The organism is Streptomyces sp. NPDC094032, assembly GCF_040303965.1.
Classification (GTDB): domain Bacteria; phylum Actinomycetota; class Actinomycetes; order Streptomycetales; family Streptomycetaceae; genus Streptomyces.
In genome coordinates this window covers 1-16,424 of the sequence record NZ_JBEOUE010000039.1, presented here as the reverse complement: position 1 = coordinate 16,424, position 16,424 = coordinate 1, and the positions used below count along the sequence as shown (strand labels likewise).

The following is a 16,424-nucleotide window of genomic DNA, read 5'->3' as shown; positions in this document are numbered from 1 at the left end:
GCCTTCGGTGTCCTGCGCCGACCAGCGGTTTTACGGACGGCGGCCGGCCACCTGCGCGAGCAGTCGGCGGCGTTGGGCGCCGTCGGTCGCGAGCTCGATGGCCGTCCAGGCCATGGCGAGACCGCCGTCGAGGACGGCGCGGTCGGCCGCGGCGGTGGTGCCGTAGCGGGTGAACTCCGGGTTGTGCATGATCGCGTCGCCGCAGTCGTAGCCGATCATCGGGTGGATGGTCGGTACGAGGTGGGAGACGTTGCCCATGTCGGTGGAGCCGCCGCGCAGGCCCCGGTCGGAGGCCGGGACGGTGCGGCCGAGGGCCTGGGCGGCGGCCCGGTAGGCCTCGCCCATGGCGAGGTCCTGGCGCAGGTCGGCGTAGTCGTTGCCGACGGTCTCCAGGGCGAGTTCGGCGCCGGTGGCGAGGGCACCGGCCTCGAAGCAGGCGCGGATCCGGGCCTTGAGCGCTGCCAGTTCCTCACTGGTGCCGGCGCGGCAGTCGTACGTGGCGGTGGCGCGGCCGGGGATCACGTTGGCGGCCTCGCCCGCCGAGGTGACGACGCCGGAGACGACGGCGCCGGGGATCATCTGCTGGCGGTGGGCGGCGATGGCGACCTGAGCGATCATCAGGGCGTCGGCGGCGTTGACGCCCCGGTGCGGCATGGCGGCGGCGTGCGCGGTGACGCCGGTGTAGGCGACGTCGAGGCTGCTGATGGCGAGCGAGCTCATGCCGACGGCGTCCTGCGGGGCGGCGTGCACCATCATCGCGGCGGCGACGTCGTCGAAGGCCCCGGCGTTCAGGAGGTCGACCTTGCCGCCGCCGGCCTCCTCGGCGGGGGTGCCGAGGAGCGCGACGGTGATGCCGAGGTCGTCGGCGAGCGGGGCGAGGGCGAGCGCGGCGGCGACCGCGGCGGCGCCGTTGACGTTGTGCCCGCAGGCGTGGCCGATGCCGGGCAGGGCGTCGTACTCGGCGCAGATGCCGACGACGAGCTCGCCGGCGCCGGCGGTGGCGCGGAAGGCGGTGGGCAGCCCGTACGCCCCACGGGTCACGTCGAATCCGGCGCCCTCGACGAGGTCGGCGATACGGCGGGCCGCGCGGTGCTCCTCGTAGGCGAGTTCGGGGTCGGCGTGCAGCGCGTGGCTGAGGCCGATGACCGCGTCCTGGCGGCCGGTGAGGGTGCGGCGGGCGTGCTCGCGCGGCCCTGCGGCGGCCGGGGCGGGGGTGCGGGTGCTCATCGGGGGTCCTTGGGTGCGGGGCGGGCGGCGGGGGCGCGCAGGAGGAGCGCGGCGGCGGCGCCCGCGAGGGAGACGCCCGCGCACACGGTCCAGGAGGTGGTGTAGGCGCCGATCTCGGGGAGGGTGCGGCCGGCGGGGGTGCGGGCGGCGAAGACGGTCAGGACGGCGGCGGCGCCGAGCGAGCCGCCGACGTTGATGAGGAGCTCGTTGATACCGGAGCCGACGGAGGTGCGCTCGTGCGGGACGGACTCGACGGCGAGGGTGCGGGTGGAGTGCTGGAGCAGTCCGGTGCCGAAGCCGGCGAGCGCCGTGCCGAACAGGAAGGGCGCCGCCGTCCCGTACGCGAGGAGGTCGGTCCCGTAGCCGGCGGCCATCAGGAGCGAACCGGCGACGAGGGTGCGCCGGTCGGAGATCCGGGCGGCGACGGCCGGGGCGGCGAGCGCGCCGGCGGCGAGGGAGAGGAGGTTGGGGAGCATCGCGAGGCCGATGGCGACCGGGCCGAGGCCGAAGCCGTAGCCGGTCTCGGCGGGGGCGGTGCCGAGGAAGACGGGGTGGGCGATCTGGAGCCCGAGCATGCAGAAGCTGAAGGTGAGGGTCGTGACGGAGACGACGACCACGTTGCGGTGCCGGAACATGCGCACGTCGATCATCGGCTCGGCCGTGCGCAGTTCGACGAGGACCCACAGGGCGGTGACGAGCACGCCCGCCACGAGGGCGCCCAGGGTGCGGGCCGAGCTCCACTCCCAGCCGGGGGTGCCGCCGAGGCCGAGGGCGAGCATCAGGGCGACGAGGCCCAGACAGAGCAGCAGTCCGCCCGCCCAGTCGACGGAGCCGCCGGGCCGGTCGGCGGACTCGGGCAGGAAGGGCCAGGTGGCGGTGAGGGCGAGCGTGGCACCGACGGCGGGGACCCAGAGCGCGGCGGTGGGGCTGTCGACCGAGGCCGCGACGAAGCCGCTGGCGAGCAGGCCGAGGGTCAGTCCGCCGACGAGCGCGGCGACCATGTAGCTGATGCCCCGGCGGCTCTCGGCGTCGCCGCCCGCCCCGGCGCGGTTGCGCAGGATGCCCACGAGCAGCGGGAAGAAGCCGGCGATGGCACCTTGCAGGATCTGCCCGGCGAGCAGGACGGGGAAGGAACGGCTGAGCCCGACGAGGACGGAGCCGAGGATCACCAGGACCAGGTTCCAGCGCAGCATGCGGCGGTGGCCGTAGAGGTCGCCCATACGGGAGAGCACGGGGGTGAAGGCGACGCTGGCCAGGAGGTTGGCGATGCTGATCCAGTTGAGGTCGGCGGCCGTGACCCCGAGGGTGTCGGTCAGCCCCTTGAGGAGCGGCGAGAGAAACCCCTGGGTGACGCCGCTGGAGAGCTCGACGAGGGCGACCGAGGCGATGACCACCCCGGTGGGGGTCGCGTGGGGCGCGGGGTGTCTGTGAGCGGACGTGGTGCGGGTGCTGCCTGGGGAGAGGGTCATACGTACAACCTGTCCGGGAGGGCCGCGGGGATCGGCAGAAGTCGAGGAGAAGCGGAAGGCCGCTGGGGAGCGCGTCGGAACGCGCACCACAATGTGGCGACCGGGCCCCCCTTCGGGCAAGACTTGAAGGTCAACACGGCCGATTGCGGCAGCGGGAGGGGGTCGCGCGGCGGATTCCGGCGTACGGTGCTTCCCCGGTACGGGTTCGGGCGGGCCGACGACGGGGGTGCGGGGCGGACCGCCGGGCGCACGGGGGGGGTGTGGTGGCGCGGGACGCGTGCGGACGGAGCGAGCTCTCGGAGGAGCGATGGCGGACGGAAAGGCGGCGGGCCCGCCCGGGAGCGACCCCCTGGGTGGCGGACCGGCCGGGATCGGACCGACGGGCACGGGACCGGCCGCGATTGGGCCGACCGGCGCCGGACAAGGCGGCCTCGGACCGACCGGCACGGGACCGGCCGGGATCGGGCAGCACGCCGGCGGCACCGGGCGTGCCCCGCTCGTCCTCGACGGGCTGGACCACGCCGTGCTGCGGGTCCTGCACCGGTCCCCGAGGGCCGCGTTCGCCGAGGTCGCGGCGGCGGTGGGGGTGCACGAGCGGACCGTGGCGCGCCGTCTGGAGCGCATGACGGCGAGCGGGCGGGTCGCCTTCGTCGCGGCCCTGGTCCCGGAGTACCTCCACGAGGGCGTCACCGCCGAGCTGGCCGTGCGCTGCGCCCCGGGCAGGGTGCACGAGGTCGCGCTCGCGCTGGCCGCGCTGGAGGAGGTCCGGTCCGTGGAGGTCGCCACCGGGGCGCTCGACGTCTTCGTCGAGGTGAACCTCCCCGACCACGGCGCGCTGCTCACCCTGCTGGACTCGGTCGTGGGCCGGCTGGACGGCGTGGTGGACCTGCACTCGGCGCTGGTGCTGCGCCTGCTGCTCACCGCGAGCGACTGGGCGCCGTACGCCGACGTGCCGACCGAGGTGCGGCGGTACGCCATGGAGGGCCGGGCGCTGCCGGAACCCCCGGTCGTCGACGAGCTGGACCGGCGACTCGTCGAGCTGCTGCGGCGGGACGCCCGGATGTCGACGACCCGGCTCGCGCGCGAGCTGCGGACGGGCGAGACGACCGCCCGCCGCCGCCTGGCCCGGCTCATGGACTCGCACGTCCTGCACCTGCGGCTGCGGGCCGACCCGGCCGTGCTCGGGTATCCGGTGGAGGCCCGGTTCCGGCTCGGTCTGCCGTACCGGGCGCTCGATCCGGCGATCCGGCTGCTGGCCCGCGAACCGGCGGTCCGGCACCTGGTGGTCACCTCGGGCACGACGAGCCTGCTGGGCTATTCCAGCCATCGGGACGTCCGCGACGTCCACGACTTCGCGGCCCGGGTCCTGGGCCGTCTCGACGGGGTCACGGCCACGGAGACGGCGCTGCTCATGCGCACGTACAAGAGGGCCGGGTTCACGGCGGAGGGATGAACCCGGCCCCCGGGAACGGGCCGGGCCCCGTAGACTCGCTCCCCGCACGACTCCCCAGCACGCCCGAGAGCCCCCGAGAACACCGAGGATGCGAGCCCGATGAACCACGCGGACACCACCGCCCCCATCTACTCCGAGCTGATACGCGAGCAGGGGGACGTGCCCGGTGACGTGCGCCGGACCGCCGAAGAGGTGCTGCGCGACCTCAGCCGTGTGATCCAGATGCCTCCGGCCGGGATGCCGCCCGCCGGAATGGCGCCCGCGGGGATGGCTCCGGCGGGAATGGCTCCGGCCGGGATGGCTCCGGCGCGTGGTCCGATGCAGCAGCCCATGCAGCAGCTTCCGCAGCCCATGCACCAGCTCCCGGCGGCCCCGCACCAGCTGCCGCCGTCGGTGCAGCAGGCGATGCAGCACCCGATGCAGTAGTCGTCCGTACGAGAACCGCACGACGGAGGGGGCCGGAGCGATGACGGGGACGGACGGGACGGCGGGGGCCGGGCGGCCCGGCCATGAGCGGGTGCGGCGCAGCTACGACAGCGTGGCCGGCGAGTACCTCGCCCGGATCGGCGACGAGCTCGACGGGAAGCCGCTCGACCGGGCGCTGCTCGGCGCCCTCGTCGAGCAGGCGGGCGACGGCGCGGTGATCGCCGACCTGGGCTGCGGGCCCGGGCATGTCGCCGCCTGGCTCGCGGGGCTCGGCCGGGCCGGGGCCGTGGTGGGCGTGGACCTGTCCCCCGCCATGGTGGCCCTCGGCCGCGAGCGGCACCCGGGGTCGAGTTCCGCGAGGGCGACCTGCTGCGGCTGCCGGCCCGCGACGGCGAGTTCGACGCGGCCGTCGCGCTCTACTCGCTGATCCACCTCGCGCCCGGGGAGCTGACCCCCGCCCTCGCCGAGATCCGGCGGACACTGCGGCCCGGCGGTCTGCTCCTGGTCTCCTTCCACATCGGCACCGAGGTGCGCACCCTGACCGAGTGGTGGGGTCACGAGGTGGACGTGGACTTCCACTTCCTCCGCCCGGCCGATGTCGCCGAGGAGCTGCGCGGGGCCGGTTTCCGCGTCGAGGCCGAGCTGGAGCGGGGACCGTATCCGCACGAGGCCGAGACCAGGCGCTGCTGCCTGCTGGCGCGCCGCGAGGACTGACGCCCCGGGCCTTCCGGCAGCCCGTCACGAGGCTTGGTATACAAACGCGTGGTATACCAAACGGCGTCCGTTCCTTCCGCCGCACCTGCCCAGGAGACCCCGCCGTGTCCTCACCGCAGCCCGCCGCCCGCGTAACCCCCGCCTCCGTGACCGTCTTCCGGGACGTGCGCCCCTTCGGCGGGGCCGTGGCCGAACTGGTCGCCGTGGACGGGGTCCTGGTGGACTCCGTGCCGGACGGCGCGGTGGTCGAGGTGGTGGAGGGCGGCGGCAGGATGGCGCTGCCGACGCTGGTCGACGCGCACATCCACCCGGACAAGACCTCCTGGGGCGAGCCCTGGCACAGCCGCCGGGCCGCGCGGGGCATCGGGGAGTACGTCGAGGGGGACGTGGAGCTCGCCCGGGCGCTGCCCACCCCGGTGGGCGAGCGGGCGCTGCGGCTGATGTCGCACGCGGCGGCCCAGGGCACCCGGGCGATGCGGGCGCACGCGGACGTCGCCCCGGCGTTCGGGCTCGCGGGCCTGGCGGGCCTGGCCGAGGCCCGGGAGAAGCTGCGCGGGATCGTGGACGTGGAGCTGGTCGCCTTTCCGCAGCACGGGGTGGTCCGCGAGCCCGGCGTGGCCGGTCTGCTGGAGGAGGCGGCGGCGAGCGGGCTGATCACCCACGTCGGCGGGATCGACCCGGCCGGTTTCGACGCCGAGCGCGGCGCGGCCGACGGCGAGCAGCTCGGGACGGTGTTCGCGCTGGCGGAGCGCCATGGCCTAGGGCTCGACATCCATCTGCACGACCGGGGCGAGACCGGCCTCGCGCCGCTGCGGGACATCGCCGCGCGGACCCGGGCCCTCGGGCTCCAGGGCCGGGTGAGCGTCTCGCACGCCTTCGCGGTGGCCCAGCTGTCCGGGCGGGAGCTCGACGAGACGGCGGACCTGCTGTCCGGCGCCGGGGTCGCGCTCACCACGGTCGCGCTCTCGGCCACCACGATCCTGCCGTTCCGTCGCCTGGCCGAGCGCGGGGTGCGGGTCGGCCTGGGCTCGGACGGCGTACGGGACAGCTGGAGCCCGTTCGGGAACGCGGACATGCTGCACCGGGCCTGGCTGGCCGGCTGGGCGTTGGACGCGCGGCTCGACGAGGAGCTGACGGCCTGCTTCGAGCTCGCCGCGCACGGGGGCGCCGCGCTCCTGGGCCTGGACCGGGCCGACCTGCGGCCCGGCTCGCCCGCCGACTTCATGCTGGTCGAGGGTGAGTGCGTCCCGCAGGCCGTGGTCGACGTGCCGCGCCGCGACCTGGTGGTCCGGGCGGGCCGGGTGGTGGCCCGCGACGGCGTCCTGGTCTGAGCCGCTTCAGGACCCCAAGGTCCGCCAGAGGAAGGTGTGCTCCAAGGCGTCGTTGTAGGCGGTCTGTTCGTGGTCCGAGGCTCCGGCGTGGCCGCCGGAGAGGGTCTCGTGGAGCAGCACCCGGTGCCCGAGCTCCCGCAGCCGGGCGGCGGCCTTGCGGGCGTGGCCCGGGTGGACGCGGTCGTCGCGGGTCGAGGTGGTGAGCAGCACCGGCGGGTAGGGCCGGCCGGCTTCGAGGTGGTGGTACGGGGAGAGCGCGGCCAGGTGCGGCCGGTCGGCCGGGTCGTCGGGGTCCCCGTACTCGGCGATCCAGCTGGCCCCGGCGAGCAGCCGGTGGAAGCGCAGCATGTCGAGCAGCGGGACGTGGCCGACGATCGCGCCGAACAGTTCGGGGCTGCGGACCAGCATCGCGCCCATGAGCAGTCCGCCGTTGCTGCCGCCGGTGATGCCGAGCCGGCCGGGGGTGGTGATGCCCCGGGCGACGAGGTCGCGGGCGACGGCCTCGAAGTCCTCGTAGGCGCGGGGCCGGTCGGCCTTGAGGGCGCCGCGGTGCCAGCGCGGGCCGTACTCGCCGCCCCCGCGGATCCCGGCGACCACGTACGTGCCGCCCCGGGCGAGCCAGGCGCGGCCGCGGACGGTGTCGTAGGAGGGGGTCAGGGAGACCTCGAAGCCGCCGTAGCCGGTGAGGAGGGTGGGGCCGGGGAGGGCGCCGTGGCAGCCGACGACGGTGTACGGGACGCGGGTGCCGTCGGCGGAGGTCGCGAAGTACTGCCGGGCGTCGAGGCCGGTCGCGTCGAAGCGCGCGGGCGCCTGCTTGATCAGCTCGTCGGTGCCGCCGATCTCGCCCCGGTGCAGGGACGGCGGGACGAGGTGGCCGGTGACGGAGAGGAAGTACTCGTCGCCGGAGTCCGGGTCGGTGTCGGTGAGGGCGGCCGAGGCCAGCGGCGGGATGTCGGCGAGCTCCTGCCGCTTCCAGTCGCCGGGGCCCGTGGGCGGGGTGAGGACGTACATCCGGCTGGCGACGTCCTGGAGGGTCTCGACGACCAGGTGGTGGCGGGTCCAGGAGTGGCCGGCGAGGGCGGTGTGCTCGTCCGGCGTGAACAGGACCTCGGGCTCGCGCCGTCCGGCGAGGAAGGCGTCGAAGCGGAAGGCGAGCAGGGCGCCCGCAGGCTGTCCGAGCCAGGGTGCCTTGGGGGTGACGAGGAGCCAGTCGCGGTAGACGGAGCTGTCGGCGTCGTCGGGGACCTCGACGCGGCGCAGCTCGCCGTCCTCGGTGAGGAGATGGGTCTCCTGGTGCCAGAAGTCCCGGTAGCGGGAGACGAAGTCGCGCTCGTAGCCCTCGGTCGGGTCGTGCCAGGCGGACACCGCGAGGTCCGACTCGGCTCCCTCGTAGACGGGTGCGGCCTCGTCGAGGGGGGTGCCCCGGCGCCAGCGGCGCACGGTGCGCGGGTAGCCGGAGGCCGTCATGGAGCCGGGGCCGTGGTCGGTGCCGACGAAGACATGGTCCTCGTCGATCCAGCCAATGTCGGTCTTCGCCTCGGGCAGCCGGAAGCCGTTCTCGACGAAGGCCCGCTCCTCCAGGTCGTACTCGCGCACCACGACGGCGTCGCCGCCGCCGCGCGCGAGGCTCACCAGGGCGCGCCGGAAGGCGGGCCGCAGCGCCTGGGCCCCGGCCCAGGTCCAGTCCTCGCCCTCCTCGGCGGCCAGCGCGTCGAGGTCGAGCAGGACGTCCCAGTCGGGCTCGTCGGTGCGGTACTCCGCCAGGGTCGTGCGGCGCCACACCCCGCGGGTGTGCTCGGCGCTCTGCCAGAAGTTGTAGAGGTACGGGCCGCGGCGGCGGGTGTAGGGGATCCGGTCGGGGGCGTCGAGCACCTCGCGCAGCTCGGCGACGAGCGCGTCGAAGCCGTCCTCGCCGGCCAGCTCGGCGCGCGTCTCGGCGTTCCGCTCGCGGACCCAGTCGAGGGCCCGCTCGCCCTCGACCTCCTCCAGCCACAGGTAGGGGTCGGTGTCGCTCTGCTCGCGTGGTGCGTCGGTCATGTCCTCGATTGTGGACCACGCCACCGACAGCGGTCCCCCTCGCACTCCTCCCCACCCGCGCGGCTCCGCATTGGTTCGAATCCGGACCAATCCTTTGCGCCTCTCACCCAACACCTCAGCGTCCTCCGTAAGTTCACTCATCGATTACTGCACGGCCGTATACCTTTGGGCCCCGGTCCCCCATCCTGTCCCTCGGCGTGCCACCGGGGCAGCCATGTGACATGAGGGGCGGGGCATGCTTCCCATCAGCCGCAGAGGGTTCGTCGGGATCGGGGCGGGGCTCGCCGCAGGGGCCGCGTTGCCGGCCGGACGGGCCGCGGCCGCCGCCGGGGAGGCCGTCCCGGCCGCCGCGGCCGGGGCGAACGGGACCATCACGGACGTCAAGCACGTGGTGATCCTCATGCAGGAGAACCGCAGCTTCGACCACTACTTCGGGCGGCTGCGCGGCGTGCGGGGCTTCGGCGACCGGGCCGCCGGCAACATCCCGGGCGGCTGGGGCATGTTCAACCAGCCCAACTGGGGCGGCCGGCAGTACCCGTGGAAGCTCAGCGCCACTCCCCCGGCCGGCGGCGTCGACGGCGAGACCCTGGCCCAGTGCAACGGCGACCTCCCGCACAGCTGGAGCTCCCAGCACGCCGCCTGGAACAAGGGGCGCATGGACAACTGGGTGACCGGCGTCGGCAACACCCGCAGCCTGGGCCACCTGGACCGCGGCGACATCCCGTTCCACTACGCGCTGGCCGACGCGTACACCATCTGCGACGCCTACTTCTGCTCGACGCTCAGCGCCACGGGCCCCAACCGCACCTTCCTGTGGAGCGGCAAGGTGGACGCCTCCAGCAAGGACGGCGGCGACGAGTCCGGGCTGACCTGGGAGACGTACGCGGAAGCCCTCCAGCGGGCCGGGATGAGCTGGAAGGTCTACCAGAACGCCCAGGACAACTACGGCGACAACGGGCTCGCCTACTTCAAGAGGTTCACCGACGCCAAGCCCGGCGATCCGCTGTACGACCGTGGCATGGGCTCGGTGCCCAAGGTCACCGGCTCGACCCCGGACGACATCGCCGCCGCGATCCGCGCGGACGTCGTCGCCGGCACGCTGCCGCAGGTCTCCTGGGTGGTGGCCAACGAGGCGTTCTCCGAGCACCCCTACGCCCCGCCCGGCGACGGCGCGCACTTCGTGGACCTGGTATACCGCGCGCTGGCGGCGAACCCCGAGGTCTTCGACTCGACCGTGCTGTTCCTCAACTACGACGAGAACGACGGCTTCTTCGACCATGTGCCGCCGCCGGTCGCGCCGCCCGGGACGCCGGGCGAGTACATCGACGGGGTGCCGGTCGGCCTCGGCTTCCGCGTCCCGATGATCGTCATGTCGCCGTGGACCCGCGGCGGCTGGGTCAGCTCCGAGGTCTTCGACCACACCTCCGTGCTGCGCTTCATGGAGACCTGGACGGCCGCGCTCGGCACCCCCGCGACCTGCCCCAACATCAGCGCCTGGCGGCGGAAGGTGGTGGGCGACCTGACCGGCGTCTTCGACTTCGCCCGTCCGGTGTACGGCGTCCCGGCGGACCTGCCGTCCACCGCCAAGGTCATCGGCCAGTCCACCTGCGGCCCGCTGCCCAACCCGGTCCCCCAGGACAACGCCCTGCCCCCGCAGGAGCCGGGCACGCGGCCGGCGCGCGCCGTGCCGTACCAGGTGAACGGCAACCTCGACCGCTTCGAGTTCGGCGCGGCCGGGAAGATCCTGGCCTGGTTCTCCATGACCAACCAGGGCACCGAGGCGCGCCGCCCCGCGCACTTCTCGATCCACCCGCACCAGTACCGGGACACCGCCGCCTGGCAGTACACGGTCGACCCGGGCGCCACCGCCACCGACTACTTCAACATCGGGCTCGGCTCGGGTTCCGGGAAGTACGACATCTCGATGATGGGCCCCAACCGCTTCCTGCGCCGCTTCATCGGCGACGCGTCCAAGGCAGGCAAGGACATCGAGGTGGCGGCCCGCTTCGCGACGGAGCCGGGCACCGGGAAGACGGCGATCTGGTTCAGGATGAGCAACGCCTCGGCCTCCGCCGTCACCTTCACCGTCCGCCCCAACGCGTACCGTACGGACGGCCCCTGGACGTACACCGTCCCGGCGAACTCCTCCCGCGAGGACTTCTTCAACGCCGTGGCGTACAGCGACGGCTGGTACGACTTCACGGTCCTGGCCGATTCCGACGGCACCTGGTCGCGGCGGTACACCGGCCACATCGAGACGGGGGCGCCCAGCGTCACGGGCTGACGGACCGGGACCCCCTGGGGCACGGCCTTCCGTCAGAGTCCGACGATGAGCTGGATGCAGACGATCTTCACCAGGATCGCCAGGGCGAAGAGCGTCGCGTAGCCGGTGTTCACCCTGCTGTCGGAGACCCTGCTGTTCGCGTACGCCGTGATGGCGGGGTTTCCGACGTAGCCGGCCAGCAGGCCCATCGTCCGGGGGCGGCTCTGGCCGAGGAGCCGGGCCACCAGGACCATCAGGGCGTAGCTCAGGACGGCGCTCACCAGCAGGACGAGGAGCAGCTTCAGGCCGAAGACGGAGAAGGCGTCGCGCCGGAACGCGTATCCCGAGGTGAGGCCGACGCAGGCCAGGAAGACGAGCAGGCCGATCTGGCGCAGGGTCAGATTGGCGCGGGTGGGCAGCACCCAGACCAGCGGACCGGTGCGGCGCAGGCGGCCGAGGACCATCGCCATGACCAGGGGCCCGGCCGCGGTGCCGAGGGAGAGGGTGGTGGCGCCGATGGTGAGCTTCGGGATGCCGATGAGGAAGCCGGCGGCCAGGCCGAGGCCCATGCTGACGGCGCTGACCTCGCTCACCTTGGCCTCGGTGTCGCCGAGGTAGGCGGTGACCTCGGGGGTGCGCTCCCGGGGCATGACCACGCGGACCCGGTCGTCGAGCTGGAGCAGCAGGTCGTCGTGGGCGAGCATGTCCTGGTCGCCGCGGCGGACCCGGGTGGCCATGGCCCCGTAGCGTTCGGCGAGACCGAGCTCGCCGACGGTGCGCGCGGCCAGGTCGGGGTTGGTGAGCAGGATGCGGCGGTAGTCGACGGCGTCGCGGTGGTCGAGCAGGTTCTCGGCGTCCTCCCGGCCGAGCGCGGCGGCGCCCTCGGCGACGGCTTCGGGGCTGCCGACCAGGACGACCCGCTCGCCGGGGGCGAGGACCCGGAGGCCGTCGGCGACCCGTGGGGGCTCCCCCACGGCCTGGTGCACGCTGGCGAGGAGCTGCCCTTCGGCGACGCCGGGGACCTCGCTCCACTTCTGGGCGCGGTCGACGGTCACGGTGAGGTAGACCAGCTGGTCGGGCAGTCCGGTGCCGGGGTCGCGGCGGGCCGGCCAGGACCGTACGGCGGCGATGGCCGCGACGAACAGGATGGTGAGGACGACGGCGAGCGGGTAGCCGATGGCGTACCCGGTGGCCGGTTCCGTGGGCTGCGCGGACGAGGCCTGGGCGGCGGCGAGGCCGGGGGTGGTGGTGCCGATGCCGGCGTAGCCGCCGGCCAGGAAGCTGCCGGGGATCCCGAAGACCTTGTTGCCGAGGAGGCCGACCGCCACGGCGGTGAGGACGAGCGCGACGACCGCGCCGATCATCACGCCGAGCTGGGGGCGCAGCTCGCGGAAGAAGGCGGGTCCGGCTTCGAGACCGACCGTGTACACGTACAGGGCGAGGCCGAAGACGGCGAGACCGGCGGGGACGGCGGGTCCGATGTCCGGGTCGAGGGCGCCGAGCAGGAGCCCGACGAACAGCACTCCGGCCGCGCCCAGCTTCACCGGCCCGAAGCGGACCATGCCGAAGAGGGAGCCGGCCGCGATGACGACGAAGAGCGTGAGCCAGGGGTTGTCCGCGAAGAACTGCCACATGGGGCCACTCAGCCACAACCCGGGCCGGGCCGCACCCGCACACTCCGGCGCGGCCGGGACAGGACCGGCTTCACCCCTATTCATCACTCATTCGGCCGATATTAATGATTTCAGGATGGTGTGCCCGGTTAGTCAGCCTTCAAGGGCTGTCGACCTTCAAGGACCTCGACGGCCAGGAACATGGCAGGAACATGGAAGGGCGGGCTGACCGTGTCTCGACCGAGGATCCTCGTGGTGGGCGCCGGTTTCGCAGGGGTCGGGTGCGTACGGCGCCTGGAACGGCGGCTGACCGCGCGGGAGGCGGCGATCTCGCTCCTGTCTCCCTTCTCGTACCAGCTGTATCTGCCCCTGCTGCCGCAGGTCGCCTCCGGCGTGCTCACCCCGCAGTCGGTGGCGCTGTCACTGCGCCGCAGCGAGCGGCACCGCACCCGGATCATCCCGGGCGGCGCGGTCGGCGTGGACACGGCCGCGAAGGTCGCCGTGGTGCGCACGATCTCCGGCGAGCTGGAGACCGAGCCGTACGACCATCTGGTCCTCGCCCCGGGCAGCGTCACCCGCACCTTCGACATCCCCGGGCTCGCCGAGCACGCCCGGGGCATGAAGACCCTGGCCGAGGCCGCGTACATCCGTGACCACGTGATCGCCCAGCTCGACCTCGCCGATGCCAGCCAGGACGAGGCCGAGCGGACGGCCCGGCTCCAGTTCGTGGTGGTCGGCGGCGGATACGCGGGGACGGAGACGGCCGCCTGCCTCCAGCTGCTCACCCACAACGCCGTCAAGCGCTACCCCCGGCTCGACCCGAGGCTCATCAAGTGGCACCTGGTCGACATCGCGCCCGCGCTCATGCCCGAACTCGGCCCCAAGCTGGGCGCGGCCGCCCTCGACGTGCTGCGCAAGCGCGGGATCGAGGTCTCCCTCGGGGTGTCGGTGGCCTCCGTGGACGAGGAGAACGTGACCCTCACCGACGGGCGGGTGCTGCCCTGCCGCACCCTGATCTGGACGGCGGGCGTCGCCGCGAGCCCGCTCATCGGCACGCTGGGCTCCGAGACGCTGCGCGGCCGTCTGGTGGTCGGCTCCGACATGGCGGTCCCCGGCCTCGACGGGGTGTGGGCGCTGGGCGACGCGGCCGCGGTGCCGGACCTCGCCAAGGGCGAGGCCGACGCGATCTGCCCGCCGACCGCCCAGCACGCGATGCGCCAGGGCAAGGCGGTCGCCGACAACCTCGTGGCCACCCTGCGGGGCGAGCCGACCCGCCCGTACGTCCACAAGGACCTGGGCCTGGTCGTGGACCTGGGCGGTCTCGACGGCGTGTCCAAGCCGCTCGGCGTCGAGCTGCACGGCATGCCGGCCCAGGCGGTGGCCCGCGCCTACCACTGGGCCGCGCTGCGCACCAACGTGGCGAAGACCCGGGTGATGACCAACTGGCTGCTGAACGCGGTGGCGGGCGACGACTTCGTCCGCACCGGCTTCCTCGCCTCGAAGTCCGGCACCCTGCGCGACTTCGAGTACACGGACGTCTACCTCACCCCGGAGCAGGTCCGCACCCACACGGCCTCGCTGCGGGCCGCCGGTTCCTGACCGTCGGGCACGGAGCCACCCGGGTGCCCGGCGGGTGCCGCAACGGCCCCCGCTAGCCTGGCCGCATGGAATCCGTACTGGTCAGTGCCTGTCTGCGGGGCGTGCCGTGCCGTTACGACGGACGCGACAAGCCCTCCGCCGCGCTCGACGCGAGCCTCGAGGGCCGCGTGGTCGTCCCCTTCTGCCCGGAGAGCGCGGGCGGTCTGCCGACCCCGCGGCGGCCCGCCGAGCTGGTGGGCGGCGACGGGCACGCGGTCCTGGACGGCACGGCGAAGGTCGTGGACGACGCGGGCGAGGACGTGACCGCGGAGTTCGTCGCGGGCGCGCACCTCGCGCTCGACCGCGCCCGGTCGGCGGGCTGCGCAGAGGCGGTGCTGATGCCGCGCAGCCCCTCCTGCGGGCGGGGCCGGGTGTACGACGGGACGTTCGGCGGCGGTCTCGTGCCGGGTGACGGGGTGACGGCGGCGCTCCTGGAGCGTCACGGCATCACGGTGACGTCCGCGCCCGGGGTCTGAGAGCGCGTCCGCCGCCCCCGCCGGCCCGTGGTTCAGCGGGCGAGTTCGGCCGCCGGGCCCATCACGACCACGGGTTCGCGCGCCGGGTCGAGGGCGCGCAGCAGCTCCGCCATGTTCTCCCGGGGCAGCGAGACACAGGCCTGGGTGGGGCCGCCGTGGTCGACGTGGATCCAGACGCCGCCGCCCCGCTCGGGCCCCAGCGGGCGCTCCTTGTTCAGCGGGGTCGTCCCCGCGACGCGGTTGTAGTCGATGGCGACCACGTAGTCGAAGGAGCCCTCCAGGGGCTCCCCCAGGAAACCGGTGCCCGAGACCGCGAACTCCTCGTCCTGGTCGTACGGGACCCGCGCACCCGGGTCGGGGAGCCGCCCGCCCGCGTCGCCGATCCGGAAGACTCCGGTGGGTGAGCGCAGGTCGCCGGCCTCATGGGCGTCGGTCCAGCCGCGCAGGGCGTTGTGGCCGGTCCAGGGCCCGGCGACCGGGTGCCAGCGGCCGGCCGGGTCCCGCTCGTGCAGGACGGCGGTGACCGTGTTGCCGTCAGTGTCGGTGCCGCTCACCACGAGCGCCTGGGTGGTGCCGTCGGGGATGCGGGCGTGGGTCCCGGGGCCGACGCCGGGGAGTCGCTCGGGGGTACGGGGCCGCTGCGGGGCGCGGTTCGCGGCATCCGGCCCCGCGCCTCCGTCCGGCCCGTCGTGGCCGCCTCGGGCGTCGTGTGCGCCCCGGGCCGAGGGCGGCGCGGGGGCCGGGGAGTGGCCGGCGGCGCAGCCGGTCAGCACCAGGGCCGCGGACAGGGCACAGGTCAGCACCGTTGCGGTGCCCTTGCGGACGGGCATGGTTCGGCCACCTCCGAGGCTCGGGGCAATGCGGGGATCCGTACCCGGTCGGATGCGGACCTGTCGCGCGCCCCTGCCTCCTCACCCGTCCGGGCCACCCGGCAAAGGAGTTGACGGGAGGCCACCCCCACGGTTTCCTGCGGCCATGAACGATCTTCGTATCGAGACCGCGGGCCCCGCGGACGCCGCCGGGTCGGCGCTCCTGGACGACTGGCGGCTGATCCACAACACGATCATCCCCACCGCCCCGCTCTCCCCCGAGGACGTCCGCGAGCGCGCGGGCCGCAACCGGCTCGGCGTCGCCTACGCGGACGGCGTCGCCGTCGGCTGCTCCACCGTGCGGCCGCCCGACGAGGAGACCCCGGCCGCCACGGTCATCGCCCGCGTGCTGCCCGGACACCGTGGCCGCGGCTACGGGACGGCCCTGTACGAGCACGGGCTCGCCCATGCCCGCACGCTGAGCGACGAGGGCGTGGAGACCGTGGTCCTGGCCAGCAACGAGGAGGGGCTGCGCTTCGCGCTGGCCCGCGGCTTCGTGGAGACCGAGCGGTACGTCCTCCCGGACGACACGATCCCGTTCGTGTCGCTCCGGCTCGACGAGGACAGGGCTCCCGGCGCCTAGGCCGTGTTTTAGAACCCGCTGACCTGGCTGGTTGGCCGTCCGGGGAAGCCGCGGGTGGCCATCCAGATAGTCAGGTCGCGGGCAATGTCGTTGATGCTGGTCGCCGTGGTGACCTGGTGCTCGTTGCGGGTGGTGTCGCGGCGGACGATCTCGTAGCCGCCTTCGTCCAGAACGGCCACGGAGGCGAACCAGACGGGGTCGTCCTCGTCGGGCTGGACGACCACGAAGGTGTTGTCGGAGTCGTTGAGATCGCTGATCATCATGAACAGCGCGTCTTCGGAGGGGTCGTCGATGCGGTCGCCGTTCTCGCTGTCGGCGCCGTAGT

The 16,424-nt window shown here is 74.0% G+C and carries 14 protein-coding genes and 1 pseudogene; 9 read left to right on the top strand and 6 right to left on the bottom strand.

Features of this window, described 5'->3' with window-relative positions; genetic code table 11:
* Window positions 1–30 precede the first annotated feature (30 nt).
* Window positions 31–1,227, bottom strand: coding sequence for an amidohydrolase (locus ABTZ54_RS33430; RefSeq protein WP_351670829.1), 1,197 nt, complete (start codon window positions 1,225–1,227; stop codon window positions 31–33).
* Complete coding sequence (locus ABTZ54_RS33425; protein WP_351670826.1) at window positions 1,224–2,696, bottom strand: MFS transporter; 1,473 nt, start codon at window positions 2,694–2,696, stop codon at window positions 1,224–1,226. The genes ABTZ54_RS33430 and ABTZ54_RS33425 overlap by 4 nt, the downstream gene beginning before the upstream one ends.
* A gap of 307 nt (window positions 2,697–3,003) precedes the next feature.
* On the opposite strand from ABTZ54_RS33425, the gene ABTZ54_RS33420 reads away from it, so the two are divergent.
* From ABTZ54_RS33420 to ABTZ54_RS33400, 5 genes and pseudogenes are all read left to right on the top strand, one after another.
* Window positions 3,004–4,149: an Lrp/AsnC family transcriptional regulator gene (locus tag ABTZ54_RS33420; protein WP_351670823.1), complete on the top strand. Its 1,146-nt coding sequence runs from the start codon at window positions 3,004–3,006 to the stop codon at window positions 4,147–4,149.
* Window positions 4,150–4,248: 99 nt separating this feature from the next.
* Window positions 4,249–4,575, top strand: coding sequence for a hypothetical protein (locus ABTZ54_RS33415; protein WP_351670820.1), 327 nt, complete (start codon window positions 4,249–4,251; stop codon window positions 4,573–4,575).
* Window positions 4,576–4,615: 40 nt separating this feature from the next.
* Window positions 4,616–5,019 (top strand): annotated as a pseudogene (locus ABTZ54_RS33410) (class I SAM-dependent methyltransferase); the annotation flags it as partial.
* 84 nt (window positions 5,020–5,103) lie between these two features.
* A complete protein-coding gene (locus ABTZ54_RS33405; protein ID WP_351670922.1) occupies window positions 5,104–5,289 on the top strand; it encodes a hypothetical protein in 186 nt (61 codons plus the stop codon).
* A gap of 53 nt (window positions 5,290–5,342) precedes the next feature.
* Window positions 5,343–6,620, top strand: coding sequence for an amidohydrolase (locus ABTZ54_RS33400; protein WP_502997360.1), 1,278 nt, complete (start codon window positions 5,343–5,345; stop codon window positions 6,618–6,620).
* 6 nt (window positions 6,621–6,626) lie between these two features.
* On the opposite strand, the gene ABTZ54_RS33395 is transcribed toward ABTZ54_RS33400, so the two are convergent.
* The gene (locus ABTZ54_RS33395; RefSeq protein ID WP_351670814.1) at window positions 6,627–8,657 is read right to left on the bottom strand and encodes a prolyl oligopeptidase family serine peptidase; all 2,031 of its coding nucleotides are present in this window, start codon (window positions 8,655–8,657) and stop codon (window positions 6,627–6,629) included.
* 235 nt (window positions 8,658–8,892) lie between these two features.
* Between ABTZ54_RS33395 and ABTZ54_RS33390 the strand changes: the two genes are divergently transcribed.
* Window positions 8,893–10,941 (top strand): phosphocholine-specific phospholipase C, encoded by a 2,049-nt coding sequence (locus tag ABTZ54_RS33390; RefSeq protein WP_351670811.1) that lies wholly within the window; start codon window positions 8,893–8,895, stop codon window positions 10,939–10,941.
* Between the two features lie 32 nt (window positions 10,942–10,973).
* On the opposite strand, the gene ABTZ54_RS33385 is transcribed toward ABTZ54_RS33390, so the two are convergent.
* The gene (locus tag ABTZ54_RS33385; protein ID WP_351670808.1) at window positions 10,974–12,554 is read right to left on the bottom strand and encodes an aspartate:alanine exchanger family transporter; all 1,581 of its coding nucleotides are present in this window, start codon (window positions 12,552–12,554) and stop codon (window positions 10,974–10,976) included.
* A 210-nt stretch (window positions 12,555–12,764) separates the two neighbouring features.
* Here ABTZ54_RS33385 and ABTZ54_RS33380 point away from each other — a divergent pair, with 210 nt between their 5' ends.
* A complete protein-coding gene (locus ABTZ54_RS33380; protein WP_351670916.1) occupies window positions 12,765–14,132 on the top strand; it encodes an NAD(P)/FAD-dependent oxidoreductase in 1,368 nt (455 codons plus the stop codon).
* A gap of 65 nt (window positions 14,133–14,197) precedes the next feature.
* On the top strand, window positions 14,198–14,647 hold the full coding sequence (locus ABTZ54_RS33375; RefSeq protein ID WP_351670805.1) for a 2-thiouracil desulfurase family protein: 450 nt from the start codon (window positions 14,198–14,200) through the stop codon (window positions 14,645–14,647).
* A 32-nt stretch (window positions 14,648–14,679) separates the two neighbouring features.
* Here the strand turns inward: ABTZ54_RS33375 and ABTZ54_RS33370 are convergent, their stop codons facing one another.
* Window positions 14,680–15,477 (bottom strand): L,D-transpeptidase family protein, encoded by a 798-nt coding sequence (locus ABTZ54_RS33370; RefSeq protein ID WP_351670802.1) that lies wholly within the window; start codon window positions 15,475–15,477, stop codon window positions 14,680–14,682.
* 145 nt (window positions 15,478–15,622) lie between these two features.
* On the opposite strand from ABTZ54_RS33370, the gene ABTZ54_RS33365 reads away from it, so the two are divergent.
* The gene (locus ABTZ54_RS33365; RefSeq protein WP_351670799.1) at window positions 15,623–16,099 is read left to right on the top strand and encodes a GNAT family N-acetyltransferase; all 477 of its coding nucleotides are present in this window, start codon (window positions 15,623–15,625) and stop codon (window positions 16,097–16,099) included.
* Window positions 16,100–16,107: 8 nt separating this feature from the next.
* On the opposite strand, the gene ABTZ54_RS33360 is transcribed toward ABTZ54_RS33365, so the two are convergent.
* The coding region (locus ABTZ54_RS33360) for a hypothetical protein (protein ID WP_351670796.1) at window positions 16,108–16,424 on the bottom strand (317 nt) is incomplete at its 5' end.